Annotated in this window: 20 protein-coding genes and 1 pseudogene; 11 read left to right on the top strand and 10 right to left on the bottom strand. The window is 68.6% G+C overall.

The window, feature by feature from the left end:
• Nucleotides 1-95: 95 nt before the first annotated feature.
• From ACSQ9I_RS07260 to ACSQ9I_RS07250, 3 genes are read left to right on the top strand one after another with little or no spacing between them, the layout of a single operon-like run.
• Nucleotides 96-314 (top strand): hypothetical protein, encoded by a 219-nt coding sequence (locus ACSQ9I_RS07260; RefSeq protein ID WP_093106673.1) that lies wholly within the window; start codon nt 96-98, stop codon nt 312-314.
• Nucleotides 311-8,482, top strand: coding sequence for a GH36-type glycosyl hydrolase domain-containing protein (locus tag ACSQ9I_RS07255; RefSeq protein WP_436312714.1), 8,172 nt, complete (start codon nt 311-313; stop codon nt 8,480-8,482). Before ACSQ9I_RS07260 ends, ACSQ9I_RS07255 begins: the two co-directional genes overlap by 4 nt.
• A gap of 33 nt (nt 8,483-8,515) precedes the next feature.
• Nucleotides 8,516-9,421: a LysR family transcriptional regulator gene (locus ACSQ9I_RS07250; RefSeq protein WP_093106679.1), complete on the top strand. Its 906-nt coding sequence runs from the start codon at nt 8,516-8,518 to the stop codon at nt 9,419-9,421.
• Here ACSQ9I_RS07250 and ACSQ9I_RS07245 read toward each other — a convergent pair.
• Genes ACSQ9I_RS07245 through ACSQ9I_RS07235 form a run of 3 tightly spaced genes read right to left on the bottom strand, consistent with a single transcriptional unit; the run spans nt 9,418 to nt 12,423 of the window.
• The gene (locus ACSQ9I_RS07245) at nt 9,418-10,608 is read right to left on the bottom strand and encodes an AI-2E family transporter (protein ID WP_436292579.1); all 1,191 of its coding nucleotides are present in this window, start codon (nt 10,606-10,608) and stop codon (nt 9,418-9,420) included. The genes ACSQ9I_RS07250 and ACSQ9I_RS07245 overlap by 4 nt on opposite strands.
• Nucleotides 10,605-11,354 (bottom strand): LytR/AlgR family response regulator transcription factor, encoded by a 750-nt coding sequence (locus ACSQ9I_RS07240; protein WP_093106685.1) that lies wholly within the window; start codon nt 11,352-11,354, stop codon nt 10,605-10,607. The genes ACSQ9I_RS07245 and ACSQ9I_RS07240 overlap by 4 nt, the downstream gene beginning before the upstream one ends.
• Before the next feature lie 4 nt (nt 11,355-11,358).
• Entirely contained in the window at nt 11,359-12,423 is a 1,065-nt protein-coding gene (locus tag ACSQ9I_RS07235; RefSeq protein ID WP_244503858.1) for a sensor histidine kinase, read from the bottom strand.
• Nucleotides 12,424-12,480: 57 nt separating this feature from the next.
• Between ACSQ9I_RS07235 and argH the strand changes: the two genes are divergently transcribed.
• The 5 genes from argH to ACSQ9I_RS07210 all read left to right on the top strand — a co-directional run bounded on the left by argH (nt 12,481) and on the right by ACSQ9I_RS07210 (nt 18,727).
• Nucleotides 12,481-13,881, top strand: coding sequence for an argininosuccinate lyase (gene argH / locus ACSQ9I_RS07230; protein WP_436312713.1), 1,401 nt, complete (start codon nt 12,481-12,483; stop codon nt 13,879-13,881).
• A gap of 147 nt (nt 13,882-14,028) precedes the next feature.
• A complete protein-coding gene (locus ACSQ9I_RS07225) occupies nt 14,029-14,880 on the top strand; it encodes a glycosyltransferase family 2 protein (protein WP_093106694.1) in 852 nt (283 codons plus the stop codon).
• A 26-nt stretch (nt 14,881-14,906) separates the two neighbouring features.
• Nucleotides 14,907-15,878, top strand: coding sequence for a UDP-glucuronic acid decarboxylase family protein (locus ACSQ9I_RS07220; RefSeq protein WP_093106697.1), 972 nt, complete (start codon nt 14,907-14,909; stop codon nt 15,876-15,878).
• A 4-nt stretch (nt 15,879-15,882) separates the two neighbouring features.
• Entirely contained in the window at nt 15,883-17,256 is a 1,374-nt protein-coding gene (locus tag ACSQ9I_RS07215; protein WP_093106700.1) for a UDP-glucose dehydrogenase family protein, read from the top strand.
• 4 nt (nt 17,257-17,260) lie between these two features.
• Entirely contained in the window at nt 17,261-18,727 is a 1,467-nt protein-coding gene (locus ACSQ9I_RS07210) for a rhomboid family intramembrane serine protease (RefSeq protein WP_436312712.1), read from the top strand.
• Nucleotides 18,728-18,767: 40 nt separating this feature from the next.
• Here ACSQ9I_RS07210 and ACSQ9I_RS07205 read toward each other — a convergent pair whose 3' ends face one another.
• Together ACSQ9I_RS07205 and ACSQ9I_RS07200 are read right to left on the bottom strand one after the other, a co-directional pair.
• A complete protein-coding gene (locus ACSQ9I_RS07205) occupies nt 18,768-20,066 on the bottom strand; it encodes a hypothetical protein (RefSeq protein ID WP_436312711.1) in 1,299 nt (432 codons plus the stop codon).
• A gap of 53 nt (nt 20,067-20,119) precedes the next feature.
• Nucleotides 20,120-20,668: a DUF3455 domain-containing protein gene (locus ACSQ9I_RS07200; RefSeq protein WP_436312710.1), complete on the bottom strand. Its 549-nt coding sequence runs from the start codon at nt 20,666-20,668 to the stop codon at nt 20,120-20,122.
• A 150-nt stretch (nt 20,669-20,818) separates the two neighbouring features.
• On the opposite strand from ACSQ9I_RS07200, the gene ACSQ9I_RS07195 reads away from it, so the two are divergent.
• The 3 genes from ACSQ9I_RS07195 to ACSQ9I_RS07185 are packed head-to-tail and all read left to right on the top strand — an operon-like array spanning nt 20,819 to nt 22,924.
• On the top strand, nt 20,819-21,394 hold the full coding sequence (locus ACSQ9I_RS07195) for an RNA polymerase sigma factor (RefSeq protein WP_436303132.1): 576 nt from the start codon (nt 20,819-20,821) through the stop codon (nt 21,392-21,394).
• Nucleotides 21,395-21,413: 19 nt separating this feature from the next.
• Nucleotides 21,414-22,172 carry an anti-sigma factor gene (locus ACSQ9I_RS07190; RefSeq protein WP_436312709.1) on the top strand — a complete coding sequence of 253 codons (759 nt, stop codon included), beginning with the start codon at nt 21,414-21,416 and terminating at the stop codon, nt 22,170-22,172.
• A gap of 2 nt (nt 22,173-22,174) precedes the next feature.
• The gene (locus ACSQ9I_RS07185; RefSeq protein WP_436312708.1) at nt 22,175-22,924 is read left to right on the top strand and encodes an SGNH/GDSL hydrolase family protein; all 750 of its coding nucleotides are present in this window, start codon (nt 22,175-22,177) and stop codon (nt 22,922-22,924) included.
• A gap of 28 nt (nt 22,925-22,952) precedes the next feature.
• On the opposite strand, the gene ACSQ9I_RS07180 is transcribed toward ACSQ9I_RS07185, so the two are convergent.
• The 5 genes and pseudogenes from ACSQ9I_RS07180 to ACSQ9I_RS07160 all read right to left on the bottom strand — a co-directional run bounded on the left by ACSQ9I_RS07180 (nt 22,953) and on the right by ACSQ9I_RS07160 (nt 26,829).
• The gene (locus ACSQ9I_RS07180; protein ID WP_436312707.1) at nt 22,953-23,552 is read right to left on the bottom strand and encodes a two-partner secretion domain-containing protein; all 600 of its coding nucleotides are present in this window, start codon (nt 23,550-23,552) and stop codon (nt 22,953-22,955) included.
• A gap of 2 nt (nt 23,553-23,554) precedes the next feature.
• Nucleotides 23,555-23,623, bottom strand: a pseudogene (locus ACSQ9I_RS07175) (ESPR-type extended signal peptide-containing protein); the annotation flags it as partial.
• A 156-nt stretch (nt 23,624-23,779) separates the two neighbouring features.
• Entirely contained in the window at nt 23,780-24,289 is a 510-nt protein-coding gene (locus ACSQ9I_RS07170; RefSeq protein ID WP_093106725.1) for a nuclear transport factor 2 family protein, read from the bottom strand.
• 95 nt (nt 24,290-24,384) lie between these two features.
• Nucleotides 24,385-25,536 carry an OpgC domain-containing protein gene (gene opgC, locus ACSQ9I_RS07165; protein ID WP_436303127.1) on the bottom strand — a complete coding sequence of 384 codons (1,152 nt, stop codon included), beginning with the start codon at nt 25,534-25,536 and terminating at the stop codon, nt 24,385-24,387.
• Nucleotides 25,537-25,584: 48 nt separating this feature from the next.
• The gene (locus tag ACSQ9I_RS07160; protein WP_436312706.1) at nt 25,585-26,829 is read right to left on the bottom strand and encodes a glycosyltransferase family 4 protein; all 1,245 of its coding nucleotides are present in this window, start codon (nt 26,827-26,829) and stop codon (nt 25,585-25,587) included.
• Nucleotides 26,830-26,849 lie beyond the last annotated feature (20 nt).

Raw genomic sequence — 26,849 nt, 5'->3', positions numbered from 1 at the left:
AATTAGGGGCTTTGAAGGAAGAGTACCCTGTCCCCCACGTTCAAAGTTCTCGCAATCGCGCGGCAGCTCAAGGCTCGTTCACAGGAATCTTCGCCATGTCTTCCCCGCACTCCCTCACCCATGCCAAGGTCGACTTTGTGAGCGGCGACTTCGACGCGCTGGCATCGCACATGCGACATTGCGCGCGCGCACAGGGGCGTTGGTTCACGGTGAAGAGCAGATTGCAGCGCATGCGCTCGGCCGCCGCCGGCCGCATCGTGACGATGGCCTGCCTGGCCGTGGTTCTCCTCATCGGGCTGTACGCGGTCGCTTGAGCGCTGCGGCGGTCGTCGACCGGCTCGACTCCCTCAGCCAGTACGCGCGCAATCTTCTTCTCGGGCCCTACGAAGCGGTCGAGCCGCCGATCCGCGCCGAGTTGTTCGGCGCGCAGCGCTTCGAGCAGCACGGCCACAGCCTGGCCCGGGCGCAGGTCGTGCGCAGCGAGGACTCCCGCGGTGACGCCACGCCTTTTTTTCCGCGCGTCGATCGCAACCTCGAATCGCTGCGCAGCGCCTTCGACTACATCGCCCTGATCTCGCAGAGCGGACGCTACGTCACGCCGGCGGCCGAATGGCTGCTCGACAACTTCCACCTGGTCGAGGCGCAGCTGCAGCAGATTCGCGAGGGCGTGCCGCGCAGCTACTACGCGCGCCTGCCCAAGCTCGCGGCGCCGCCGCTCGCGGGCTTGCCGCGCGTCTACGGCATCGCCTGGGCCTACGTGGCGCATACCGACAGCGTGTTGAACCAGGAGCTGTTCACCGCCTTCCTCAATGCCTACCAGGACATCGACGAGCTCACGCTCGGCGAACTGTGGGCGCTGCCGACCACGCTGCGCGTGGTGCTGCTCGAGAACCTGCGGCGTGTGGCCGAGGGCATTGCCGAAAGCAAGGTGGCGCGCGAGGTCGCGCATGCGGCCTGGGACGCCGCCGACAGGCTCTCCGCGCAGGACCTGGACGTGCTCTACCGCGCGCTGCAAAGCCGCGGCATGCAGGAACGCTTTCTCACCCAGCTGTGGCTGCAGTTGCCGGTCGAGCATGGCGAGGATGCGCCCGCGCTCCTGAAGTGGACCGAGCAGCATTGCCCGAACGGCCCGGCATTGGTCAGCGAGGCGCAGACGATGCAGGCCGCCGCCAACCTCACGGTCGGCAACATCATCACCACGCTGCGCATGATCGGCCAGGTCGAGTGGGCCGACCTGATCGAGCCGGTGAGCCGCTCGCTGCGCGTGCTGCGCGAACTGCCCAGCTTCACGCGCGAAAGCGAGCTCACGCGCCAGCAGATCACCCATGCAATGGAGCAGGTGGCACGCACCAGCCGCCGGCCTGAGCGCGAAGTCGCGCAAGCAGTGGTGCGTCTCGCTTTCGATGCAGCCTGCGATCCACCCGAGGACGGGGATGCCGAGACCCGCTGGTCACGGGCCGAATGCACCGCCGGCTACTACCTCTTCGGACAGGGGCTTCCGGCGCTGAGCATCGCGCTGGCGCCGGCGGACGGCACGGGCGCAGCGCGCATCGCGCCGCGCCTGAGCGCGCTGCGCGCCTGGCGCCCGACGCTCTACGTGCTGGCCGTGCTGGCCGGCACCGCGCTGCTGCTGGCGGCGGCGGTCCAGGGCCTGAACCGCAGCGGCTGGCCCGATGCGCCCTGGCAGGCGCTGGTCGCGCTCGTGCTGCTCGCCTGGCCCCTGTCCGAAGCGGTCATCGCGCTGGTGCACCGCATCATGGCCGAATCGACCCGCGTCCAGCCGCTGCCCCGGCTCGATTTCGCGCACGGCATTCCCGAGGTGCACCGGGTGCTGGTTGCCATTCCGGCGCTGCTGAGTTCGGAAGCGGCCAATGTCCAGCTCGCGCACCGGCTCGAATTGCATTGGCTCGCCAACCGCGAAGCGCAGGCGCAGTTCGCGCTGCTGACGGACTGGGCCGATGCCGTCGAACCCTCGCTGCCCGGTGATGCCACCCTGCTCGACGACGCGCTGCGGCGCATCGCCGCGCTCAACGACCGCTATCCCGCGCCGCCAGGGACGGTGCCGCGCTTCCTGCTGCTGCACCGCCCGCGCAGCTGGTGCGAGACCGAGCGGCGCTGGATGGGCTGGGAGCGCAAGCGCGGCAAGCTCGAGATGCTGCTGCGCCTCCTGGCCGCGGGCGAGGACAGCGGCTTCCTGCCGCTGGCGCCCGGCCTGCAGCTGGCCGAGCGCATCCCCTACGTGCTGACGCTCGACAGCGACACCGGCCTGCCGCCCGGCGCGCTGCGCGAGCTGGTCGCGGTGGCAGCCCATCCGCTCAATGCGCCGCAGCTCGACATGGCCAGCCACCGCGTGGTGAGGGGCTTCGGCATCTTCCAGCCGCGCATCGTCACGCCCTTCCCGGAGCGCAACGAACGTTCCTTCTTCCACTGGTTGTTCGCCGGCCAGTGCGGGCTCGACCCGTACAGCAGCAGCGCCTCCGACCTCTACCAGGACGTGTTCGGCAGCGGCTCCTTCACCGGCAAGGGTCTGCTCAACGTGCGCGCGGTCCATGCGACGCTGGACCGGCGCCTGCCGGACGGCGCGGTACTGAGCCACGACCTGCTCGAAGGCGCGGTGGCGCGCTGCGGCGTGGTGAGCGACCTGGTGCTGATCGAAGACCATCCGCATCACACCGGCGTGGCGGCCTCGCGCGTGCACCGCTGGACGCGCGGCGACTGGCAACTGCTGCCTCTGATGCTGCGCGCGCCGCGCTTCGGCATCGATGCGCTGGGCCTCTGGAAGATGAGCGACAACCTGCGCCGTGCGCTGGTGGTGCCGGCATCGACCGCGCTGCTCGCGTGGGTCGTCTTCACCGATGCGTTCCCGCTGCCCTGGGCGCTCGCGGCCGTCGCGGCGGCGCTGATGCTGGGCCCCATGCTCGGCGCACTGGCGGGCCTGGTGCCGACGCGGCGCTCGATCGAGCTGCGCCACTTCTTCGACGTCGGTTCCACCGAGCTGCTGCGCGCCATAGCCGGCGCGGCCTGGCAGTTCGTCCAGCTGGCCGCGCAGAGCCGCCTCTTGCTCGATGCCATGGTGCGCGCCGCATGGCGCCTGGCGGTGAGCCGCCGGCACCTGCTCGAATGGACCACTGCGGCCCAGGCCCAGGCGCAGGCCAGCTACCAGCTGGCGCCCTTTCTGCGCAACGGGGCGATCGCGAGCCTGGTCTGCATCGCACTCGCCGCGGCCGCGTTCTGGAGCCCGCATCCGTGGCTGGGCATGCTGGTGTTCGGGCTGTGGGCGCTGGCCCCGGTCGCGGCCTGGTGGGGCAGCCGCGTACCGGTGGGCAACGAAGACACGCTGGCCGCCGAGCACCGCAACTACCTCGAAACGCTGGCGCGCGACACCTGGCGCTTCTTCGAGCAGGTGGTCGGGCCCGAGGACAACCACCTGCCGCCCGACAACCTGCAGTTCGAACCCGAGCCCACCATCGCGCACCGCACCTCGCCGACCAACATCGGCATGTACCTGCTGGCCAGCTGCTGCGCACGCGAGTTCGGCTGGCTCGACACCACGGCGCTCGTCGCCCGGCTGCAGGCGACCTTCGACACCATCGACCGCATGGACAAGCACCAGGGCCATCTCTACAACTGGTACGACACGCGCTCGCTCGAGCTGCTGCTGCCGGCCTACGTGTCCAGCGTCGACAGCGGCAACCTTGCAGGCCACCTGCTGGCCGTGGCCCAGGCCTGCCGCAGCTTCGCGGCCGACGGCAGCGGCGCCGGCGCGCAACTCGAAGCCCTCGCCCTGCGCTGCGAGGCCTTGTGCGCGGGCATGGATTTCCGCGGGCTCTACGACGCCAAGCGCCACCTGTTCCACATCGGCCTCAGGGTCGAGGAGAACGAGCTCGATGCGAGCTACTACGACCTGCTCGCCTCCGAAGCGCGGCTGCTGAGCTTCCTCGCCATCGCCAAGGGCGACGTGCCGCGGCGCCACTGGATGGCGCTCGGGCGGCCTTTTCTCTCGGTCGGCGTACGGCCCGGGCTCAAGTCCTGGTCGGGCTCGATGTTCGAGTACCTGATGCCCACGCTGGTGATGGCAGAGCCGGTGGGCGGCCTGCTGCAGGTGGCCAACCTCGCGGCGGTCAGCGAGCAGCAGGCCTTCGGCAACATGCAGAACCTGCCATGGGGCGTCTCGGAGTCGGCCTACTTCGCGCAGGACCATTCGCTCGCCTTCCAGTACTCGCCCTTCGGCGTGCCGCGGCTGGCGCTGCGCCGCACGCCGCCCACCGACCGCGTGGTCGCGCCCTACGCCACCATGATGGCCGCCGTGCTCGCGCCGGCCGATGCGGTGGTCAACCTGCGGCTGCTCGAATCGCTCGGTGGGCGCGGCGAGTTCGGCTTCTTCGACGCGATCGACTTCACCGCCTCACGCCAGCCCGCGGGCCAGCCTTTCACCGTGGTGCACAACGTCATGGCCCACCACCACGGCATGGCGCTGGTGGCACTGTGCAACGTCGTGTGCGACGGCGCGCCGCGCCGCTGGTTCGGCAGCGCGCCGCTGGTGCGGGCGCACGAGTCGCTGCTGCACGAGCGCACGCCGCGGCAGATCATCGGCAGCGCCGATCCGCGCATGCCGCCCGAGCCGAGCACCGGCGAGGCGCCGCCGATCTTCCAGCCGCGCGTGGTCGATCCTCACGAGCCCGGCTTCCAGCCCACCCACCTGCTGTCGAACGGCCACTACACCGTGGCGCTGCGCGCCAACGGCGCGGGCGTGAGCCGCTGGCGTTCGTTCAACGTGAGCCGCTGGCGCGACGATCCGCTGCGCGACGGCTACGGCACCTTCTTCTATGTGCGGGACATCGGCAGCCCGACGCTCACCTCGCTGACCGCCCTGCCCGCGCCCGGCGAAGAGTGGCGCTACCGCGCGCGCTTCCTGGCCGACCAGGTGCAGTTCGATGCCAGCGGGCCCGGCCTGCAGGCGCGCACCACGGTGCTGATCAGCCCCGAAGACGACACGGAGCTGCGCACGGTCGCGCTGCACAACACCGGCAGCGAGACGCGCACGCTGGAGCTCGTCTCGTACTTCGAACCGGTGCTCTCCGACCCCAAGGCCGACGAGGCGCACCCGTCCTTCGCCAACCTCTTCGTCGAGAGCCGCTGGGAGCCCGGCTGGCGCGCGCTGCTGCTGACGCGCAAGCCGCGCCTGCACGGCGACCCGGTGGTGGCCGCTGCGCACTTCGTGGCCTCGGTCGATGCGCAGGTGCTGTCGGTCGACTGCATGACCGACCGGCGCGCCTTCATCGGGCGCAACCGCACGCTCGCGACGCCGACCCTCGATCCGCAATCGGCAGCGCCCGACGGTACGCCGGTCAGCGGGCTGGATCCCATCGCCTGCCTGCGCGTGCGCCTCGAGATCCCGCCGGGCGGTACGGCACGCGTGACCTTCGCCACCGCGGCCGACGAGGACGTGGAAGCCCTGATGCCCAGCATCGACCGCTACCTGCAGCCGATGCACGTCGAGCGCGCGACGCGCATGGCCGCCACGCTGGCGCAGGTGCGCCTGCGCGACCTCAGCATCGACCCGGCGAAGAACCAGGCGCTGCAGGACCTCACGACCATCCTGACGTACACCACGCCGCGCCCGATGCGCGACCGCGGCCTCATCGACCTGCGCCAGATCTGGCGCTTCGGCATCTCGGGCGACAAGCCGATCGTGCTGGTCTACATCCACTCGATCGCCGGCAAGGGCCTGGTCGACACGCTGCTGCGCGCCCAGCCCTGGTGGGGCTTCGGCGGCGTGGCCTGCGACCTGGTGGTGCTCAACGGCGAGCCCAATTCCTACCTGATGCCGCTGCAGCGGGAGATCGAGGCGCTGCGCAGCCGCGTCGCGCAGCAGACGCAGAACAGCTTTCCGCGCAACGACGCGGCCGGCTTCTACCTGCTGCGCGACCACGAAGTGGCGCCCTCGGAAAAAGCGGCGCTGTCGAGCCTGGCGCGCGCGGTCTTCACCGCCGACGGACGCTCGCTCGAGATGCAGGTGGCGGCGCTGCGCGAAGCGACCTCGGGCGGCCCGGCGGCGGAAGATCTCGGCCCGCGCGTCCAGCTCTCGCTGCTGCCGCCTGCGGCCGAGCTCGCCGATGCGGTGACGGCGCCGCGGGGCGGCTTCGATGCCGAAAGCGGCGAGTTCCGTTTCGAGGTCGATCCCAACCGGCGCACGGCGCGGCCCTGGATCAACGTGATCGCCAACCCCTCCTTCGGCTTCCAGATTTCCGAATCGGGCACCGGCTACACCTGGGCTGTCAACAGCCGCCTGCACCAGCTCACGCCCTGGTCGAACGACCCGGTGCAGGACCCGGCCTTCGAGCACTACCTGCTGCAGGACCTCGATTCGCGCGAGCTGTTGCCGCTCACGCCGGCCAGCCGCGGCGGCGCTGCCGCCAAGCACCGCGTGCGCCACGGCCAGGGCTACACGGTGTTCGAATGCCTGCACCGCAACGTCGCGCTGGAGACCACCTTCTTCGCCGACCGCGACGAACGCATGAAGCTGGTGCTCGTCAAGGTGCGCAACGAGGGCACCCGCCCGCGCCGCCTGCGCGCGCTTGCGATGGTCGAGTGGCAGCAGGGCGCGGCGCGCGGCGAGCGCCGCACCGTCCACACCTGGAAGCCCGAGGACCTGCCCGCGGTGTTCGGCCAGCAGCGCGAGTCGAGCACCGGCTTCGGCGGCAGCACCGGCTTCGTGGCGCTCGCCGGCTTGAACGGCGCGACCCAGTGGACCTGCGAGCGCAGCGAATTCTTCGCCGGGCACGGTGCGGTCGAAGTGCCCGACACGCTGGCCCAGCGTGCCGGCAGCGGCCTCGATGCCTGCGCCGCGGTGGCCGGCGACTTCCCGCTCGCCGCCGGCGCGAGTGCGAGCTTCACCTTCATGCTGGGCCAGGCCGACAACCCCGAGGCTGCGATGCAGATGGCGCGCCGCTGGCAACAGCGCGACGTGCCCGAGGCGCTGGCCGCGGCACGCGGCTTCTGGGACGAGCTGCTCGGCCGCCTGCAGGTGCGCACGCCCGATCCGCTGTTCGATGCGCTGGTCAACCGCTGGCTCATCTACCAGACGCTGGTGTGCCGACTCTGGTCGAAGGCCGGCTTCTACCAGGCCGGCGGCGCCTTCGGCTTCCGCGACCAGCTGCAGGACGCGATGGCTTTCGCGCTGACCGATCCGGCGCGCCTGCGCGAGCAGATCCTGGTCAACGCGGCGCGCCAGTTTCCCGAGGGCGACGTGCAGCACTGGTGGCACATGCCCGGCGGCGCCGGCGTGCGCACGCATTTCTCCGACGACCTGCTGTGGCTGCCTTACGCCGCCTCGCATTACGTCGAAGTCACGGCCGACCGCTCGGTGCTCGACGAAGTCGTGCCTTTCATCGACGGCCCCGGGATCCCCGACGGCGCCGAGGACGCCTACTACGCACCGCAGACCAGCAGCCACACGGCTACCGTCTACGAACACGGCGCGCGCGCGATCGACCGCAGCCTCGCGACCGGCGTCCACGGCCTGCCGCTGATGGGCACCGGCGACTGGAACGACGGCATGAACCGCGTCGGCCACGAAGGCCGCGGCGAATCGGTCTGGCTCGCCTGGTTCCTGTGCAGCGTGGTCGAGCGCTACGCGCCTTTTGCCGAGGCGCGCGGCGAGAAGGCACGCGGGGAGCGTTGGCAGGCCGCGCGCAAAGGCTGGATCGCCGCCCTGCACGGCGCCGGCTGGGACGGCGCCTGGTTCCGGCGCGCCTTCTTCGACAACGGCGCGCCGCTCGGCTCGGCGCTTAACGAGGAGTGCCGCATCGACCTGATCGCGCAGGCCTGGTCGGTGCTCTCGGGCGCCTCGGACACGAACCACGCCACGCAGGCCCTCGCATCGATGAAGGCCCATCTGCACGACGAGCCCGCCGGCCTGCTGCAGCTGCTGCATCCGCCGCTGGCGCATTCGCCCAACAACCCGGGCTACATCCAGGCCTACCCGCCGGGCGTGCGCGAGAACGGCGGCCAGTATTCGCATGCCGCGGTGTGGGCGCTGATGGCACAGGCGCTCACCGGCGACACCGAAGCCGCATGGCACAGCTTCGAGGGCCTGAGCCCGGCGCACCGCGCGCGCCATCCCGAGCGCGGCCCCGCCTACGAGCTCGAGCCCTACGTGATGGCCGGCGACATCTACGGCGCCGCGCCCTACGTCGGCCGCGGCGGCTGGAGCTGGTACACCGGCTCGGCCGCATGGCTGCACCGCGCCGCCGTCGAAACCCTGCTGGGCCTGGCGGTGCACGGCGACCGGCTCTCGCTCACGCCGCGCGTGCCGGCGCACTGGCCGGGCTTCGAGATCACGCTGCGGCTCAAGGGCCGGGAACTGATCGTGCAGTACGGCGACGCCACCACGGCGGCGGTGCCCACGCACCACATCGCCCGAGGCGAATGGACCATCTGGCGCACGCTGCCCGACAAGGCTGTGCTGCGCGTCGGCTGAAAAAACCAAGGCGCAGCACAATTGGCGCCTGCCATGGACAGCCTCGATCTCATCAAGACCTTTCGCGAAGTCGCCGCCCACGGCAGCTTCTCCCGAGCCGCCAGCAAGCTCGACATGTCCAAGGCGACGGTCAGCAAATACGTGGCCGAACTCGAAACCCGCTTCGGCGTGCGCCTGCTCAACCGTTCGACCCGCTCGGTGAGCCTGACCGATGCCGGTGCGCTGCTGCTCGAGCGCAGCAAGCCGGTGATGGAGATGGTGGAGCTCACCCAGGCCGAGCTGCAGGAGCATGCGAGCCGGCCCACGGGCCGCTTGCGCATCTCGGCGCCGCACGGCATGGGACAGGGCGACCTGCCCAAGCTGCTGGCCCAGTTCATGGGCTACTACCCCGAGGTGAGCCTCAGCCTGCACCTGAGCAATCGCACGGTCGACATGGCCGAGGAGGCGATCGACCTGGCGCTGCGCTTCGGACCGATCGCGGACGACAACCTCATCGTGCGCAAGCTCACGCCCGTGAAGCTGGTGGTGTGCGCCTCGCCGCGCTACTGGAAGAACCACGGCATGCCGACCCGGCCGGCCGATCTGTCGCAGCACGAGGCGCTGACCCACTCGAAGCTCGGCCCGCATCCGCGGTGGCGCTTCGAGGTCGACGGCCGGCCGCTGGACGTGCCGGTCAAGAGCCGCATGGATTCGACCGAGGGCGGGCCGCTGATCCAGGTCGCGCTGCTGGGTTTCGGCGTGCTCTACCTGCCTGCCCTGCTGGTGCAGCCGCACATCGACCACGGCGAACTGGTGCCGGTGCTGCAGGACTTCGTGCGCAACGACATGTGGCTCTCGGCCGCCTACCTGCAGCGGCGCCACAACAGCGCGGCGCTGCGCGCGCTGCTGGACTTCCTGCAGACGCGCATCGGCGCAAAAAGCGCGCCCGGCCGCGCCTAATCCCCGAGCAGCTCGCCGATCGGCTGTAGGTCTTCCACCCGGTCGCAGATGGCCTTCACGACCATCATGATCGGGATGCCGAGCAGTAGGCCCCAGATGCCCCAGAGCCAGCCCCAGAAGATCACGCCGACGAACACAGCCACCGGGTTCATGCGGCTGGTGCGGCTGGTGAGCCAGGGCACCAGCAGGTTGCCCACCAGCGTGTGCATCAGGAGCGAGACGCCGCCGACCACGAGCGCCATCTGGATGCTATTGAACTGGAGAAAGGCCACCAGGCCCGCCGCCGCCATCACGATGACCGAGCCGAGGTAGGGGATGAGATTGGTCACTCCCGCGACGATGCCCCACACCGCGGCGTTGTCGACGCCGAGGGCCCAGAACGCGAGGCCGGTGGCGACGCCGACCACGGCGCTGGTGAGGATCTGCACCAGCAGGTAGCGCTCGATGTGCTGCGTGATGTCGTCGAGCACGTTCACCGTGATTCTTTTCTTCTGCAGGCTGGGCCCGGTGATCTTCACCAGCTTGCGGCGGAAGGTGTCGCCCGAGCCGAGCGCGAAGAAGGTCAGGAAGGCGACCAGCGTGAGCTGCCCGACGGCGGCGATCAGCCCCACCGTGCCGCTCCAGAGGTAGTCGCGCACGTTGAAGGTCGGCCGCTCGATGACCACGCGCGCCACGCCCTTGCGCGCTGCGACCTTGGCCGAGTTCTCCTCGGCGGCCTGTTCGAGCTGCGCCGCGGCCTTCTGCACCGTGTCGAGCGCGCTGGGGTCGGTGCTTCTGCCGCTGCGCACGGCCAGGCGCAGCTTCTGGGCGGCGACCGGCAGCGTATCGAGCAACTCGGAGGCGCTGCCGGAGAGCGAATAGCCGGTCCAGCCCACCCCGCCGCCGAGCCCGAGCAGGATCAGGGCCGCGCCGATCCAGCGCGAGATCTTCCAGCGTTCGAGCCAGCCGACCAGCGGCGCCAGCGCGTAGGTCAGCAGCAGGCTCAGCATCAGCGGAACGAACACGGCCTTGGCCCAGTGCAGCGTGAACACGCCGGCCAGCACCGCGAGCACCACCAGCGCGGCGCTGCGCACGTCGACCGGCATGTGCAGCAGCACGCGCTCCGGTTCGGGGGCGGGGGGCTCTGCCGGCGGCTCGGCCTCCTTCTTCTGTTCGGCTTCCTTCTTCTGCTCGGCTTCGTCGTTCATCGTGGATCCTTGAGCGCCTCGCGCACCGCCGACAGCTGGCGCCGCGACACCACCACCGGCTCCGGAATGCCGTCGAGCCGCAGCGCCCAGCCCTCGGCATCTTCACCGTCGTCGTATTTCTCGAGCGCCCGGATCGCCGCGCGCGCCACCAGCGCATTGCGGTGCACGCGCACGAAGCGCGCCGGATAACGCTCCTCGAATTCGGCCAGCGAGCCGTCATAGATGTGGCTGCGCGTCGGCGTGCGCACCGTGAGGTACTTGAACTCGGACTTGAGGTAGAGCACCTCGGACATCGGCACGCGCTCGGTGCGCCCGCGGTCCTGGATCAGCAGCACCTCCTGCGGTGCCTCGGTGGCCGCGCCGCGCCGCTCCTTCAGGTAGCGCTCGGCCTTCTGCAGCGCCTGCTGCAGCCGTTCAGCGCGCACCGGCTTGGTCAGGTAGTCGACCGCTTCCAGCTCGAAGGCGGTGACCGCATGCGCCGCATGGGCCGTGACGAACACCACCGCCGGCGCACCGGCGCGCTGTCTCAGGCTGCGTGCGAGCTCGAGGCCGTCGATGCCGGGCATGTGGATGTCGAGCAGCACGAGATCGAATCGGGTGTCCGCCAGTTGTTCCAGCGCGCCGGCGCCGTGCGCGGCCTCTGCCACAACCTCCGCCGCCGGCGACTTGCAGTCGGCCAGCAGCGTGCGCAGCCGCGACCGGGCGAGGGTTTCATCATCGACGATCAAGGTGCGGAGAGCGCTCATGACTTCAGGCTTCGGCAGGAATGGCAATGCGCACACGGTAGCTCTTCTGGTCCATCCCGGCGCTGAACTGCGCCTGCATATCGTGTAGGAGGCGCAGCCGGTCGCGCACGTTGGCCAGCGCGATGCCGTGCCCGCGCGGCAGAGGTTCGTCGGCCCAGCGCAGCGGCGGCAGGCTGTTGACCACTTCGATCACCGCCATGCCGCCACGACGCTCGGTGCGGATGCGGATCTTGGCACCGGCCGGACTCGGCTCGACGCCGTGCTTGACCGCGTTCTCGACCAGCGGCTGCAGCAGGAGCGGCGGCAGGCGCGCGGTGTTGGCTGCCGGGTCGATGTCCCAGCGGATGCGCAGCCGCTCGCCGAAGCGCACCTGCTCGATCGCGAGGTAGCGTTCGGCCAGCGCGATCTCGTCGGCCAGCGTGACCGACTCGCCCGGATCGGCCAGCGCCTGGCGGAACAACTCGCTCAGGTCTTCCAGCATGGTCTCGGCCTTGGCTGGCTCCTCGCGCACCAGCGCGATGGCGCTGTTGAGGGTGTTGAAAAGAAAATGCGGCCGGATGCGCGACTGCAGTTCTTCGAGCCGCGCCGTCATGGCCGCCGGCGTCTGGCCGCGCGCGCGCAACACCAGCGCGGCCATCACCAGCGCGGCGAACATCGCGCCGGCCAGGGCGCTCGCGAGCCAGGGCGCGCTGCCGAGCACGCCCGTCAGCCGCAGCAGGCCACAGCCGTAGAGCGCGGAGAGCGCACCCAGCAAGGCGCCGGCGACGTACTGTGCCGCGCGCGGCAGGCGGCCGAGCAGCTTCTTGAGCCAGCAGGCCGCGAGCAGCCACAAGAGCGTGGCCGGCAAGGCGCCGCCGGTCACCGTGGCCATCAGCACCAGCCACTCGGCGGGCGCCGGCGAGACGAACAAGGTCGCGACGGCGACCACGGCTTCGACGAACATCACGGTGCGCAGCACCACCCCGATCTGGCAGGCGTCGAACAGCGCAACCCTCGCACGCGCAGGCCCGCGAGCGCGGGCAGGAGCCGGCGTCGAAGGGGTGGCCGATAAAATCGTCGGGTTGCGCATCAGAGCTGAAACATTCGGGTGCAAACCCATTATTGCCTCCCACCCCGATTCACCCCCATGACCTCCTCCAACCAACTCGACAAGAAATCCGAAGCCTGGTCCGCCCTGTTCTCCGAACCGATGAGCGACCTGGTGAAGCGCTACACCGCCAGCGTCTTCTTCGACAAACGGCTGTGGCAGGCCGACATCGAGGGCTCGCTGGCGCATGCGGGCATGCTGGCCAAGCAGGGCATCATCGGCGCCGAGGACCACGCGGCCATCCAGGACGGCATGGCGCAGATCCGCGCCGAGATCGAATCCGGCACCTTCGACTGGAAGCTCGACCTCGAGGACGTGCACCTCAACATCGAGGCGCGGCTCACGCAGCTGGTGGGCGATGCCGGCAAGCGCCTGCACACCGGCCGCAGCCGCAACGACCAGGTCGCCACCGACGTGCGGCTCTGGCTGCGCGGCGAGATCGACCTGATTGCGGAGCTCTTGACCGCGTTGCAGAAATCGCTGGTCGCCATCGCGGAGAAAAATGCCGACGTGATCCTGCCCGGCTTCACCCACCTGCAGGTGGCGCAGCCGGTGAGCTTCGGCCACCACATGCTGGCCTATGTGGAAATGTTCGCGCGCGATGCCGAGCGCATGGCCGACGTGCGCCGCCGCGTCAACCGCCTGCCGCTGGGCGCCGCCGCGCTGGCCGGCACCAGCTACCCGCTCGACCGCGAGGCCGTGGCCCGCGCGCTCGGCATGGACGAGGTCTGCCAGAACAGCCTGGACGCAGTGAGCGACCGCGACTTCGCGATCGAATTCACCGCCGCCGCCTCGCTGGCCATGGTGCACATCAGCCGCCTGAGCGAAGAGCTGGTGCTCTGGATGAGCCAGGCCTTCGGCTTCATCGACATCGCCGACCGCTTCTGCACCGGCAGTTCGATCATGCCGCAGAAGAAGAATCCGGACGTGCCCGAGCTCGCGCGCGGCAAGACCGGCCGCGTGGTCGGCCACCTGATGGGGCTGATCACGCTCATGAAGGGCCAGCCCCTGGCCTACAACAAGGACAACCAGGAAGACAAGGAGCCGCTGTTCGACACCGTCGACACGCTCAAGGACACGCTGCGCATCTTCGCGGAGATGGTGGGCGGCATCACGGTGAAGCCCGAGACCATGGAGAACGCAGCCTTGCGCGGCTATGCGACCGCGACCGACCTGGCCGACTACCTGGTGAAGAAGGGCCTGCCCTTCCGCGACGCGCACGAAACCGTGGCCCATGCGGTCAAGGCGGCGATCTCGCACAAGGTCGACCTGTCGGAGCTGCCGCTGGCGGTGCTGCAGACCTTTAATCCGCAGATCGAGAAGGACGTCTACGACGTGCTGAGCCTACGCGGTTCGCTGCATGCGCGCAACATCCTCGGCGGCACCGCACCCGCCCAGGTGCGCAAGCAGATCGCCCGGCATCGCGCCCGGCTCGCCTGAAGCCGTCCATGGGAAGCAGGCACGAATGCTGCAATGCGGTATTTGTGCCCGGTTGTAAAAATGTAGTGCTAAAGTTGCATTGCATCCCGCCTGGGCCGCCTGCAATCTAGCGGCCCCCCGAATCGCACGAGAGCGTCTCCGAATCCCATGGAAAAACCCAACTGCGTCGTCGTCATCCTGACTTTCAATTCCGCCTCGATCATTCGGGAGACCGTGTCGCAGGCGAAGAAGCTGAGCCCGCACGTCTACGTGGTCGATTCGCACTCGTCGGACAACACCGTCGCGATCCTCGAGGAGCTGGGCTGCACCGTGGTGCAGAGGCCTTTTTCCAACTACAGCGACCAGCGCAACTGGGCGATCTCGCAGGTCGAGGCCTCCTACGGCTGGCAACTGCACCTTGACGCCGACGAGGTGCTGGACGCGCAGGCGGTCGACGAGATCAAGGCCCTGCTCTCGGGCACGCCGCGCTTCGACGCCTACCTGCTGCGCCGGCGCGACTACTTCATGGGCAAGATGCTGCGCTTCTCGGGCGTCAATCCCTGGCACCTGCGGCTGTTCCGCTCGGGCACCGGGCGCTGCGAGTCGCGGCTCTACGACCAGCACTTCATCAGCTCGGCGACGCCCGGCCGCATCAGCGGCTTCATGCACGACAAGAATTCGGCCAGGCTCAGCGACTGGATCGCGAGCCACAACCGCTGGAGCGATGCCGAGGCCAAGGAAAAGCTCGGCCCCCGCTTGGGCGGCGACAACGTGCTGCAGCCGCGGCTCATGGGCGACGCCCGGGAACGCACGCGCTTCATCAAGGAGCTCTACTACAAGCTGCCGACCGGCCTGCGCTCGCTGAGCTATTTCGTCTACCGCTACATCTTCCGGCTTGGCTTTCTGGACGGCACCACCGGCTTCTATTTCGCTTTTTTTCAGGCATTGTGGTTCCGCATGCTGGTCGACGCGAAGATGTACGAGCAGCGCAGTACCCAGCTACCCCAGCGGCTCAACTGATTTTTCTTACGGAGTGATTTCGCAGCATGCGCCAATACAACGCTTCCAAGAAGATGCTCGTCACCGGCGGCGCCGGTTTCCTGGGCAGCCATTTGTGCGACCGGCTCATCGAGCAGGGTCACGACGTCCTGTGCGTCGACAACTTCTTCACCGGCACCAAGCGCAACATCGAGCATCTGCTCGACCATCCGCGCTTCGAGCTGATGCGGCATGACGTGACCTTTCCGCTCTACGTGGAAGTGGACGAGATCTTCAACCTCGCCTGCCCGGCCTCGCCGATCCACTACCAGCACGATCCGGTGCAGACCACCAAGACCAGCGTGCACGGCGCGATCAACATGCTGGGCCTGGCCAAGCGCGTGCGGGCCAAGATCCTGCAAGCCTCCACCAGCGAGGTCTACGGCGATCCCGAGATCCATCCGCAGGTCGAGGCCTACTGGGGCCGCGTGAACCCGATCGGCATCCGCAGCTGCTACGACGAAGGCAAGCGCTGCGCCGAAACCCTGTTCTTCGATTACCACCGCCAGCACAAGCTGCGCATCAAGGTCGTGCGCATCTTCAACACCTACGGCCCGCGCATGCACATGAACGATGGCCGCGTGGTGTCCAACTTCATCGTGCAGGCGTTGAAGGGCGAGGACATCACGATCTACGGCGACGGCCAGCAGACGCGCAGCTTCTGCTACGTCGACGACCTGGTCGAGGCGATGCTCAGGATGATGGTCACCGGCGACGAGGTGCCCGGTCCGATCAACATCGGCAACCCCGGCGAGTTCTCGATGCTGGAGCTGGCCAACAAGGTGATCGAGCTCACCGGCTCCAAGAGCAAGCTGGTGCGCATGCCGCTGCCGGCCGACGACCCGAAGCAGCGCCGCCCCGACATCTCGCTGGCGCAGAAGGAGCTCGGCGGCTGGGAGCCCAAGACCCAGCTCGAAGAGGGCTTGAAGAAGACCATCGCCTACTTCGACCAGATCCTCTCGGAATCCACAGCAGCTTGACCCCATGAACATCACCATCATCGGCACCGGCTACGTCGGTCTCGTCACCGGCGCCTGTTTGGCGGACATCGGCAACAACGTGTTCTGCCTCGACGTCGATCCGCGCAAGATCGCGACGCTCAACGAAGGCGGCATTCCGATCTACGAGCCGGGCCTCGGCGAGCTCGTCGAGTCGAACGTGGCGGCGAAGCGGCTCGCCTTCTCGACCGACATCGAGGCCTCGGTGGCGCATGGCGACATCCAGTTCATTGCCGTCGGCACGCCGCCCGACGAGGACGGCAGCGCCGACCTGCAGTACGTGCTGGCCGCGGCGCGCAACATCGGCAAGTACATGAACGGCTTCAAGGTCGTGGTCGACAAGTCGACGGTGCCGGTGGGCACGGCCGACAAGGTCACGGCCGTGATCCAGGAGGAGCTCGACAAGCGCGGCCGCTCCGACCTGCGCTTCTCGGTGGTGAGCAACCCCGAGTTCCTCAAGGAAGGCGCGGCGGTCGAGGACTTCATGCGGCCCGACCGCATCGTCATCGGCTACAGCGACGACGAGACCGGCCGCGAAGCGCTGGCCGAGATGCGCAAGCTCTACGCGCCCTTCAACCGCAACCACGAGCGCACGCGCGTGATGGACGTGAAGTCCGCCGAGTTCGCCAAGTACGCGGCCAACGCGATGCTCGCCACGCGCATCAGCTTCATGAACGAGCTGGCCAACCTGGCCGACCGCGTGGGCGCCGACATCGAGGCGGTGCGCCAGGGCATCGGCTCCGACCCGCGCATCGGCTACAGCTTTCTGTACGCGGGCACGGGTTACGGCGGCAGCTGCTTCCCCAAGGACATCCAGGCGCTGACGCGCATCGCGCGCGACAACGGCCAGGCGCTGCGCGTGCTCGAGTCGGTCGAGGCCGTCAACGACGAGCAGAAGCGCGTGCTGACCCGCAAGGTCCTGGAGCGCTTCGGCCCCGACCTCAGCGACAGGACCTTTGCGCTGTGGGGCCTGGCCTTCAAGCCCAACACCGACGACATGCGCGAGGCGCCGAGCCGCGTGGTGATCGACGCGCTGCTGCGCGCCGGCGCGCGCGTGGTGGCGCACGACCCGATCGCGGTCGACGAGACGCGGCGCGTGCTGAAGCTCGACTTTGCCGATGCGCCGGCGCTGCTCGAACGCATCAGCTTCTCGTCGGCCAAGGATCCGATGGAGGCCCTGGCCGGCACGGATGCGCTGATCATCGTCACCGAGTGGAAGGCTTATCGCAGCCCGAATCTCGAGCGGCTCAAGGCGCTGATGAAGTCGCCGGTGATCTTCGACGGCCGCAATCTCTACGAGCCCGGCACGATGAAGGAAGCAGGCGTCGTCTACCAGGGCATCGGGCGCAACAGCCTCTAGCGCCTTGTTCTACGCCATCCCGCTCGAGAGCCGGCCGACCTGGCGCAACCCGCCATGGATGACCGTGCTGCTGATCCTCGTGAACATGCTGGTGTTCTGGGGACCGCAGCGCGCCGAAGACAAGGCGGAGCAACGCGCCGCGCAGTTCTACGTACAAAGCGTGCTGCCCAAGCTGGAGCTGCCGCCCTTCGTCGCCTGGTTGCAGGAAACCCGCTCGGCGAACGCGCCGGCGGCGCGGCGGCTGCTGGCCCGCGGCGAATTCGAGCCCCTGCTCGAAGGCCTGCAGCAGGAAAAAGTCTTTCTGAAGAAGCTGCATGGCGACGCGGTGATCACGCCCGCCCATCCACAGTACGCCCAGTGGAAGCGCGACCGGCAGCAGTACGAGGCCCAGCTGCCCGCTCCCTTCACCACGCGCTGGTCGCAGGACCACGACAAGGATGCCGCCTTCGAGCCCTGGACCTGGATCACCTCGGCCTTCCTGCACGGCAGCACCGGCCACCTGCTGGGCAACATGCTCTTCCTGTTCCTGTTCGGCTTCTCGGTCGAACTCGCACTGGGCCGCGGCCTCTACCTGAGCTTCTATCTGCTCGGTGCGGTCGGCGCGTCGGCGCTGGCGGCCTGGGCCTATGCGGGCAAGGGCAGCTATGGCCTCGGCGCATCGGGCGCGGTGTCGGCGCTGATGGGCATGTACGCGGTGATGTACCGGCTGCGGCGCATCCGCTTCTTCTACCAGCTCTTCTTCTACTTCAACTACGTCACCGCGCCGGCGCTGATCCTGCTACCCGCATGGATCGCCAACGAGCTGCTGCAGCACTTCGTCGGCGGCCAGGGCATCGCCTACATGGCGCACCTGGGCGGTCTGCTGACGGGTGCCCTGCTGATGGCCGCGGCGATGCGCTGGCGCCGGCTTCAACTGCCCGAGGCGCCGGCTTCGAAAACACCGGACGCCTTTGCACAGCACGTCGCGTCGGCACGCCGTCTCGCAGGCGAGATGAAATTCGAAGCGGCCTGTGCCGAATGGCGCGCGGCCGCGCAACTCCAGCCCGACGACGCCGACACCCTGCGCGCCTGGTTCAACACCGCGAAGCTCTGGCCCGCCGGCGACGACTTCCATCGCGCGGCGCACCGCATCTTCCGGCTCAAGCCGCAGGACCCTGCCACGCTGGAACTGCAGCATGCGAGCTACAAGACCTACCTCGACCACGCCAAACCCGGCGCGCGCCTCAAGCCCGACGACATGGCGCGGCTCGCGCGGCGCTTCACGCGCGCTCAGCAGTTCACCGATGCCGAGCGGCTGTGCCAGGCGCTGCTGAAGACTGCGCCCGAGCATCCGGACCTGGCCGACACGCTTTCGCTCTGCGCCAACGGGCTGATGCAGGCCGGGCGGCGCGAGCAGGCGCTCGGCTGGCTGCCGCACCTGCTGCGGCTGGCGCCCGAGGACATGGTGACGCGGATGCTGCAGAAGGGCTGACTTTTTTGCCCTCTCCCTCTGGGAGAGGGAGCAAGACCTCTCAACCCTGCGGCACCTCCCGCAGCAGCCAGCGCACCTCCTGCGTCTGCTCGCTCTCGGGATAGCGCGCTTCCAGCGTCGTCAGGATCGGCTGCGCCATGTCGCGCCGGTTGAGCCCCTGCACCAGCACGCGCGCGGCCAGCTCGTAGGCCTGCGGAATCGCGGTATGCCCGCGAAAGCGCTTGTCGAAGCCGGACAGCAGCGCCAGCGACGCCTTCGCCTCGCCGTTGCGCCACTCGGCGCGCGCCAGCGCCATCGTGCCCAGCGGGTCCTCGAGCACGAAGGCAGGATCCTTCTCGCGGCAGGCCTTGTAGACCTTGAGCGCCTCCGAGGCGAGATCGCGCGCCAGCAGCATCGCGATCAGCCGCCGCCCATGGTCCAGCAGCGTGGCCGTCTTGTCCGGCGCCAGCAGCAGGATGCGGTGGTAGCGGCGCTGCGCGACCAGGTCCTCCGGCTGCGTGCGCTGCTCTTCGTAGGCCAGCGCCAGCGCGCCGACGATGTCGCCGTCGGTCACCATCTGCGCCACCAGCGAGTCGGTGATCTGCTGGGCGACCTGCGCCGGCGTGCGGGTGTCGAGCGCATGGTCGTCGGCGCCGGCACCCGGCAGCAGGTCGATGCCGAGCGCCGCATGGTTCTGGTACATCACATAGCCCAGCAGGCTGGCCATGACCCAGCTGAAATAGATCATCACGAAGTTGACGGCCGGCAGCGCAAACCAGCCGCTCATCACCGGCAGCAGCATGACGATCGCGATCTGCGCGCCGGAGTTCAGCAGGAACAGGAACACGCACAGCAGCGCGTAAGGCCAGCCGACCGCGCGCATCGTCTCCCACACATAACCCGGATTCAGCGCCTGCCAGAAGCTGCCCGACTGCACCAGCACCATCGTGGTCGCAGGCAGCGTGAACGAGAGCACGAACAGCGCGACATAGCCCAGCGCCTGGCTCCAGGCGCCCACGAGGCCGGCCACGACGCCCTGCAGCACCAGCAACGCGAACAGCTTCCAGGGCAGGTTCGTCCACTCGTCCTCGAGGTTGCGCGGGAAATCGCTGGCGCGCACGATGCCGCGCGCGCCGAGCGCCATCACCTTGAAGCCGTAGCGGCTGGCCGCCAGCACGATGCCGAGCTCCACCAGCAGCAGGACCAGCGCCTGCGGCAGGAAGAACACCACGTGAAACAGCAGGCTGCTGAGCGCCAGCAGCGCCGCATAGCCGAGCGGCTGGAGCTGGAAGGGAAAGGCGAAGAAAGTGTTCAGGCGGTGCCAGAACGGGCGAGGCGCAGGGCTTGTTTGCTCTTGCATGGGCGCTCCAACAAGGGAGCGCCCAGTATATGTTTCGCGTTGTTGCCAACCGCCTACATCGCGCGATAGAAGATGTAGTCGGCCTGGTACTTGACCACCTGCTTCTGGCCCAACGACGACGCGCCACAGGCCATGGCCGGCGCCACGCCGCCCTGCGTGGCGACACGCTGGATGTAGCTCACGCCCTGCATCGCGCCGCTGCCCATCGCCGGGTTGGCCTTCACGAGCTGGAAGGGAATGTTGCCGGTGCCGTTGGGCGCGACGGCGACTTGCGTGCCTGTGAGCCTGGAGCCGTCCATGCTCTCCCAGGTGGCCGGCGGGCCGTAGTACTTGCCGACCTGCTTGCCGCCGCGGTCCATCAGCCTGGCGTCGGGGCCGACGAAGACCCATTCGTGCTGGCCGGGGGCGTTGGCCTTGACGCGGCATTCGTAGCTGATGTCGCCGGCGCCGACCGTTTCCATCGCGACCTGGTGCCCGGTCGGCACCTTGACGCTATCGGGCAGGCTGGCTTGCGAGAACATCATGGGCCTGTTCATGCCCATGCCGGAACAAGCGGCGAGGCTGGCGGCGGCCGCGAGGGCGCAGAGGCTGCGGATGGTCATGGTCGATTCCTTTGGTCTGAGGGTGATGAGGGAGGGGAAGCTCATCCGCTCATACGCGGCATCGGCGCTGCCGGATTCAGCCCGCCTTGAATCCGTCGGGTTGCCGCGGCCGTATCGTCCCTATGACAACCGATGCTCCACAATCCGCGCATGAGTGCACCCAGCCCCGACGCCGAACTGATGGCACTGATCGACCGCATCGGCCGGCGCGACGAAGCGGCGCTGCGCCTGCTCTACGACCGCACCGCGCCCAAGCTCTTCGGCCTGGCGATGCGCGTCGTGCGGCAGCGCGAGTGGGCCGAGGACGTGCTGCAGGAATCCTTCCTGACCATCTGGCGCGTGGCCGGCGACTACCGCAGCTCGCTGAGCCCGCCGCTGGCCTGGCTGGGCCTGATCGTGCGCAGCCGCTCGCTCGACCTGCTGCGCCGCCGCACCGCCGACCGTGCCCAGCTGACCCAGGAATTCGACGAGCTGATGGCCGACACCCTCGAGTCCGATGCGCCGAACCCGATGGACGCCGCGGACGCCAGCGAGCAGGCCTGGGCGCTGCACCAGTGCCTGAGCCAACTCGAAGGCCGGCAGCGCGAGGTGCTGAGCCTGGCCTATCTGCGCGACCTCAGCCACGGCGAACTGGCCGAGCAATTGAAGCTGCCGTTGGGCACCGTCAAGACCTGGATCCGGCGCGGCCTGGAGAAACTTCGCACCTGCATGCACCGGTTCGCATGAAGAAGACAGCCGCAGCACCATGAACCTGCCCGCCAACCCTCAACTGCTCGACCTGCTGGCCGCGAGCCATGCGCTCGGCACCCTGCGCGGCGGCGCCCGCCGGCGCTTCGAAGCCATCGCGCGCGAACAGGCGCCGGTGCGCGCCGCCGCGCTGGTCTGGCAAGGCCGGCTCGCCAGCATGGCCGAGCTGCAAAAGCCGGTGGTGCCCGATGCCGCCGTCTGGACCCGCATCCGCAACCTGATCGACGCCGAGCATGAGCAGCAGGCCATCGCACGCCAGCGCGCCATGCCGGCCACGCCCGAAGCGGCGCCGCCCAAGGCCGGCTGGTTGCGCAGCCTGGCGCTCTGGCGCGGCGCGGCGGCGGCCGGCGCACTCGCCACCGTGATGGCCGTCCTGGTCGGCGTGAACCTCAGCGAACAGGTGCGCAACGCGCCGGCCGTGCAGTACGTCGCCGTGCTGTCGGACGACCAGGCGGCGCCCTCCATGCTGGTGACCTTCGACCCCAAGAACCGCCAGCTGGTCTTGCAACGCGTCGGCGCTTACCGCGAAGGCGAAGACAAGTCGCTGCAACTGTGGGCCCTGCCCCCCGGCGGCGCGCCGCGATCGCTCGGCGTGCTCGGCCCCGACGCGGCGCTCAAGCTGACGGCGCAGGAAGCCGACGTGCGCTCCGTACCGGCGCTGGCCATCAGCCTCGAACCCAAGGGCGGCGTGCCCAGCGAGCGCGGGCCGACGGGGCCGGTGCTCTTCAAGGGGCCGCTGATCGAGAAAACGCTTTGACGATGACTCTTGTTGTTGCCGCAACCCGCTTCGCCCTTCTTCTTCCGCTCGCACTGCTGTTGCTGCTGACGGCGCTCCCATCGCAGGCGCAGCCCACCGCCACGGACACGGCGCCCTCGCAGGCCTACCTTGCCGCCCAGAGCCGCTGGCAGAGCGAGCTCGCCGCTTTCGCCCGTGCCGACAAGCAGAACCCGCCCGCCGAAGGCGGCGTGCTCTTCGTCGGCAGCTCCACCATCCGTTTCTGGACCCGGCTCGCGCAGGACTTCCCGCAATTGCCGGTGGTCATCAACCGCGGCTTCGGCGGCTCGACCATGGCCGACTGCAGCTACTTCGCCCGCGAACTCGTGGTGCGCTACAAGCCCCGCCACGTACTGGTCTACGCCGGCGACAACGACCTGGCCGAGGGCCGCTCGCCGCTGCAGATACTGGAGAGCTTTGCCCGCTTCGCCAACGCCGTGCGCGCCGAACTGCCGGACACGCGCATCAGCTACATCTCGATCAAGCCCAGCCCCTCGCGCGAGAAGCTACTGCCGCAGATGCGCGAGACCAACGACATCATCGGGGCGTATTTGAATCGGCTGCCGAACAGCGAATCCATCGATATCTATACGCCGATGCTCGGTGCTGACGGAAGGCCGCGCGCGGAGTTGTTCCGCGGGGACATGCTGCATCTCAATGACGAGGGGTACAGGTTGTGGCGGTCGGTGATTGCGGGGCACCTGCCCGCGGCGGCCTCTGCTGTTGTGCCCTAGTCCGATTGCTCCAGCAGGAAAGTGGCGCTCACCCTGGTGCGAGACAGTCCTCGATCACTTCCACAGGCAGCACAGGAACCGGCGCATCCGGCGCCGTGGCATCCGTCACGGCCAGACCGCATGCAGCATTGCCGCTCCAGATGAATTCCAGGGTGACGGTGTTGACGGCAGCAATGGTGCCGCCGCTGGTGATGGTGGTGTTGACGTCGGCGCAGATGGCGCCCGAGGTGTTGGTCAGCGTGCCGGTGCTGATGGCGATATTCTGGCCCTCGATGCCCTGCTCGGTGCCCTGCGTATTGCCGCTGACGACTTCGTTGAGGATGATGTGCGCGGGCCCGGTCGCCAGGTAGGGATTCCCTTGGACGAAGCCGCCCAATTGCGTCTGCACATCGGTGCGGCTGTTGTTGAGGATCGTGCCGCCGCGCTGGGCGTCGAACTGGTTGAAGAGATTGCGCGAGACGCCGGCCGCGGAGGGGGTCTGGATGTTAATCAGGGGTACGCCGTTGGGCGCGACCAGCACCGTGGGCCGCAGGTGGCCTGGTACGTTGGGTGCTCCAACGATCTGGGCCGATGCAGGCGCCCCGCCGCGAGCAGCGCCACCACGATCGGCGCCCCACCCGCCCTGCATGCAGTCTCCTGCACGACCACCCTCAGCCCGCGCGCGGCATTGAAGACCACGCGATGGAATCGCTTGTTCATTGTTGTTCCGTCCCTGAAAGAGCGCAGCCGGATCCGGCTGCGCTTCCTTCACGCGCCGGAACAGGCGCGATTCTGGGTTGGGACTGCCCGAGGGAATCTGATCAATTGTCGCGGCGCCACCTTAGCGCCGAAGTGCCGAGGCGCGATGGCCTCAGCTCACTGCCCGCCTGTGATACGCGCACTCACCTCCGCGTACTTGGCCTGCCCCGCCACCAGCACCACGGTAGCGCTCTGCTGGCTGGTCATGCGCAGGCCGCGCCCGCCCAGGTTGATTTCTTCTATGACATCCGCCTCCAGGCTTGCGCTCTTGCCGTCGGCTGCGATGGCGATGGAGCGCAGGTTCACGCTGGTGCTCACCTCCACGTTGGCAGGCATGGCCGCGTAGCCTAGCTTCAGGTGCTCGCACCACTGCGGCTTATCGAAGCGCTTGATGTCCGAACCCGTGAAGCGCACCTCCACGAGGCGGATCTTTGCGTCGTCGGTGAGCTGGCTGCACAAGGCAGTGGCATCACGCTGCGCGGCCGCGCGTGCACCCGCACTGGTGAGGCTTTGGATCATGGGCTCGTCGAGCTTGCTGGGCACGCGCGGCGAACAGGCCACGAGCGCGAGCATGGCCAACAGGTAGCCGCCGGCCCGCAGCGGTCTTGCGTTCAGTTCGATGGTCATATTTCTCCTCCCCGCGATGCTGTCGCGAACCGGCGCACGGCTCGGCCCGTCCCACGCGCGTGCCGAAATTTCCATCGACTTGCGTGAACTAATGCTCAGTCCGGCCAGACGGTGGGGGCGTCGTCGTTCTTGTCCCGGGCCCGGGCCCGGCGCCCCAGCCAGAGCGCGGTGCGTGCAACTGCGTAGAGCCAGCCGAACACCGCCACCAGCAGCAGCACATCGCCCCACCAAGGCCGCGCCGTCTGACTGTCGCCATAGAAGGCCAGCACCAGCAGCACCGCCACCAGGTGCGCGCAGAACACCGGCAGCGATGCCGAGCCCATGGCTTCGAGCCGGCGCATTCGCGGGATGCGCCGCATGAAGGCCGGCCCGAAGCGCACTGCGAGGATGCCGAGCACCACGAGGTTGACGATGCGCAGCGGCCCGAGCTGCCACTTGTCGAACAGCAGGTTCATCTGCTCGTCGCCGCCGAAGGGCGCCTGGCCATTGATACCGTGGTGCCGCCACCAGAAGCCGTACAACGCTGCCGCCGCGGCCAGCGCCACCAGCCAATTCGGGAACCGGAACGGCTTCGCATCGGGCGCGTTGCGGCTCGCCCCCATCCACAGCCCCGCGAACCACAGGAACTGCCAGGCGAAGGCATTGAAGGCGCCCATCTCGTGGAAGGGCACGGGCAGGCCGAGATAGCGCACCGCCAGCTCATAGAGCCGCTCGCTCAGCCCGAACTGCGCCAGCGCCCACAGCGTCGCGCTGGCGACCACCACGCCGGTCCAGCCGTGGCGCAGCGCGAAGGCCAGCACCCACGGGCTCATCAGCATGAAGAAGATGTACATCGGCAGGATGTCGAGCAAGGCCGGCTCGTACACCAGCAGCAGCGAGAAGACGAAGGCTTCGGACGGATCCGCGAGGTAGTAGGAGAGAAGGTTCTTCACAGCCGGCTGGTCGATGCGCGTGCCGACCGTGCCGATGATGGTGAAGAGGAACAACAGCGTCGCCGCCTGCGCCATGTAGACCTTGAGCGCGCGCCGCCAGAAGGCGCGGCGCATCGAATCGACGCCCTGCCGCTGCCCGATGCGCGTGTAGACCAGCCCGGCGACGAAGGCCGACAGCAGGACGAAGCCCTCGGCCGCCGAGACGAAGCCGAAGGGCTGCCCCAGCGGATCGGTGAAGCGCGTCGGCAGGTGGGTGACCGTCATCAGCACGAGCATCAAGCCGCGCAGCGCATCGATTTCCCAGTAGCGATTCATCGGAGGGGTGCCGGGCGTCATTGCTCGGCGGTCAGGCAGGTGGATTCGCTACGGCGCCAGCTTGCGGATCGCGTCGATCACGACCTGGCTGTAGTTCTGCCAGGTGTAGCTGGCCGCATGCTGCATCGCCGCCTCTTTCATCGCGGGAAGCTCTTGCCGGTTCTGGTTGAACCAGGCGAGCTTCTCGGCGATCTTCTCGGGCGAGCGGATGGGCACCAGGAAGCCGGTCTTGCCCTCGATCACGAGATCCTCGCCGCCGGTGTTGGGCGTGATGACGACCGGCAGGCCCTGGCTCATCGCCTCCTGCATCACCAGCGCGCGCCCTTCGTAGAGCGAGGGCAGGCAGAAGACGTCGCAGCTGCGCATCAGCTTCAGCACCTCGGCATGCGGGCGGCCCTTCTCGTGCGTGAAGCCCGGGTACTGGCTGCGGTAGAAGGCCAGGTCGTTGAGCAGGGAGCCCATGACGACGAGCTCAATGTTCTCGCCCTTGAGCAGCTGCATGGCCTGGAACAGGTCGGCCAGGCCCTTGCGCTGGCCCATGGAGCCCACGAAGAGCACGCGCAGCGGCCGCGACGGATCGGGCGCCTCTCGCGAGGGCGTGCCGGTCGTTGCCGGCGAGCCGAAGGGCGACAGCACCTTGGCCTTCTGCGCGGCCCAGGAGGGCAGCGAGTCGGCCACGAAGCGGCTGGGCACCACCACCAAGTCGGCCAACGCCAGCTCCTGCGCCTTGCGCTCCAGCTTGGCCGGCGAGTCGGACATGCCGCCGCCCATGGCGCCGGCCCAGGCCGGCAGGCGCTGCAGTTCATCCTCCATCAGCCGGCGACCTACTTCCCAGAAGGAAATGGGCAGGTCGTAGACGCATTTCAGGTCCAGCGCTTTCGCAGCCTTGAACGTGTCGAGGGCGGAGTCCTCGTAGGTGTAGACGGCGCCCAGGCCGTGCTGCCGGTGCACCCCCGGCAAGACCCCGGCGGTGAAGCGATCGAAATCCTGCAGCACGCCGTCGATCGAGGCAAAGCCATTTTCGTGGCGCAGCGGATAGCTCCAGCCGACCTTGTTGCACACGGCCCGCGCTACCTCGCGCCAGGGGTGCTGGAGGATTTTCTCGCGCGGCACCTTGAAGCGCCGCCGCAGCAGGTCGCGGCTCAGCCCCTCGGGCACCAGCTTCAGTGCAAAGCTGTCCGGCGATACGGCGAGCGTGGTCGAGAAGCGGGCCAGCATGCCGGCTGTTTCCAAGCCATCGAGCATCGCGCGCACATTCTGGTTGCCTGCAGGGTGGCTCAACAACAGTTTCATATCGATCGATCATAGTGGAG

Source organism: Variovorax sp. LjRoot84 (genome assembly GCF_964254305.1).
Taxonomy (GTDB): Bacteria; Pseudomonadota; Gammaproteobacteria; order Burkholderiales; family Burkholderiaceae_C; genus Variovorax.
The sequence above is the reverse complement of the archived record's forward strand: the minus strand, read 5'-3'. Positions and strand labels throughout refer to the sequence as shown.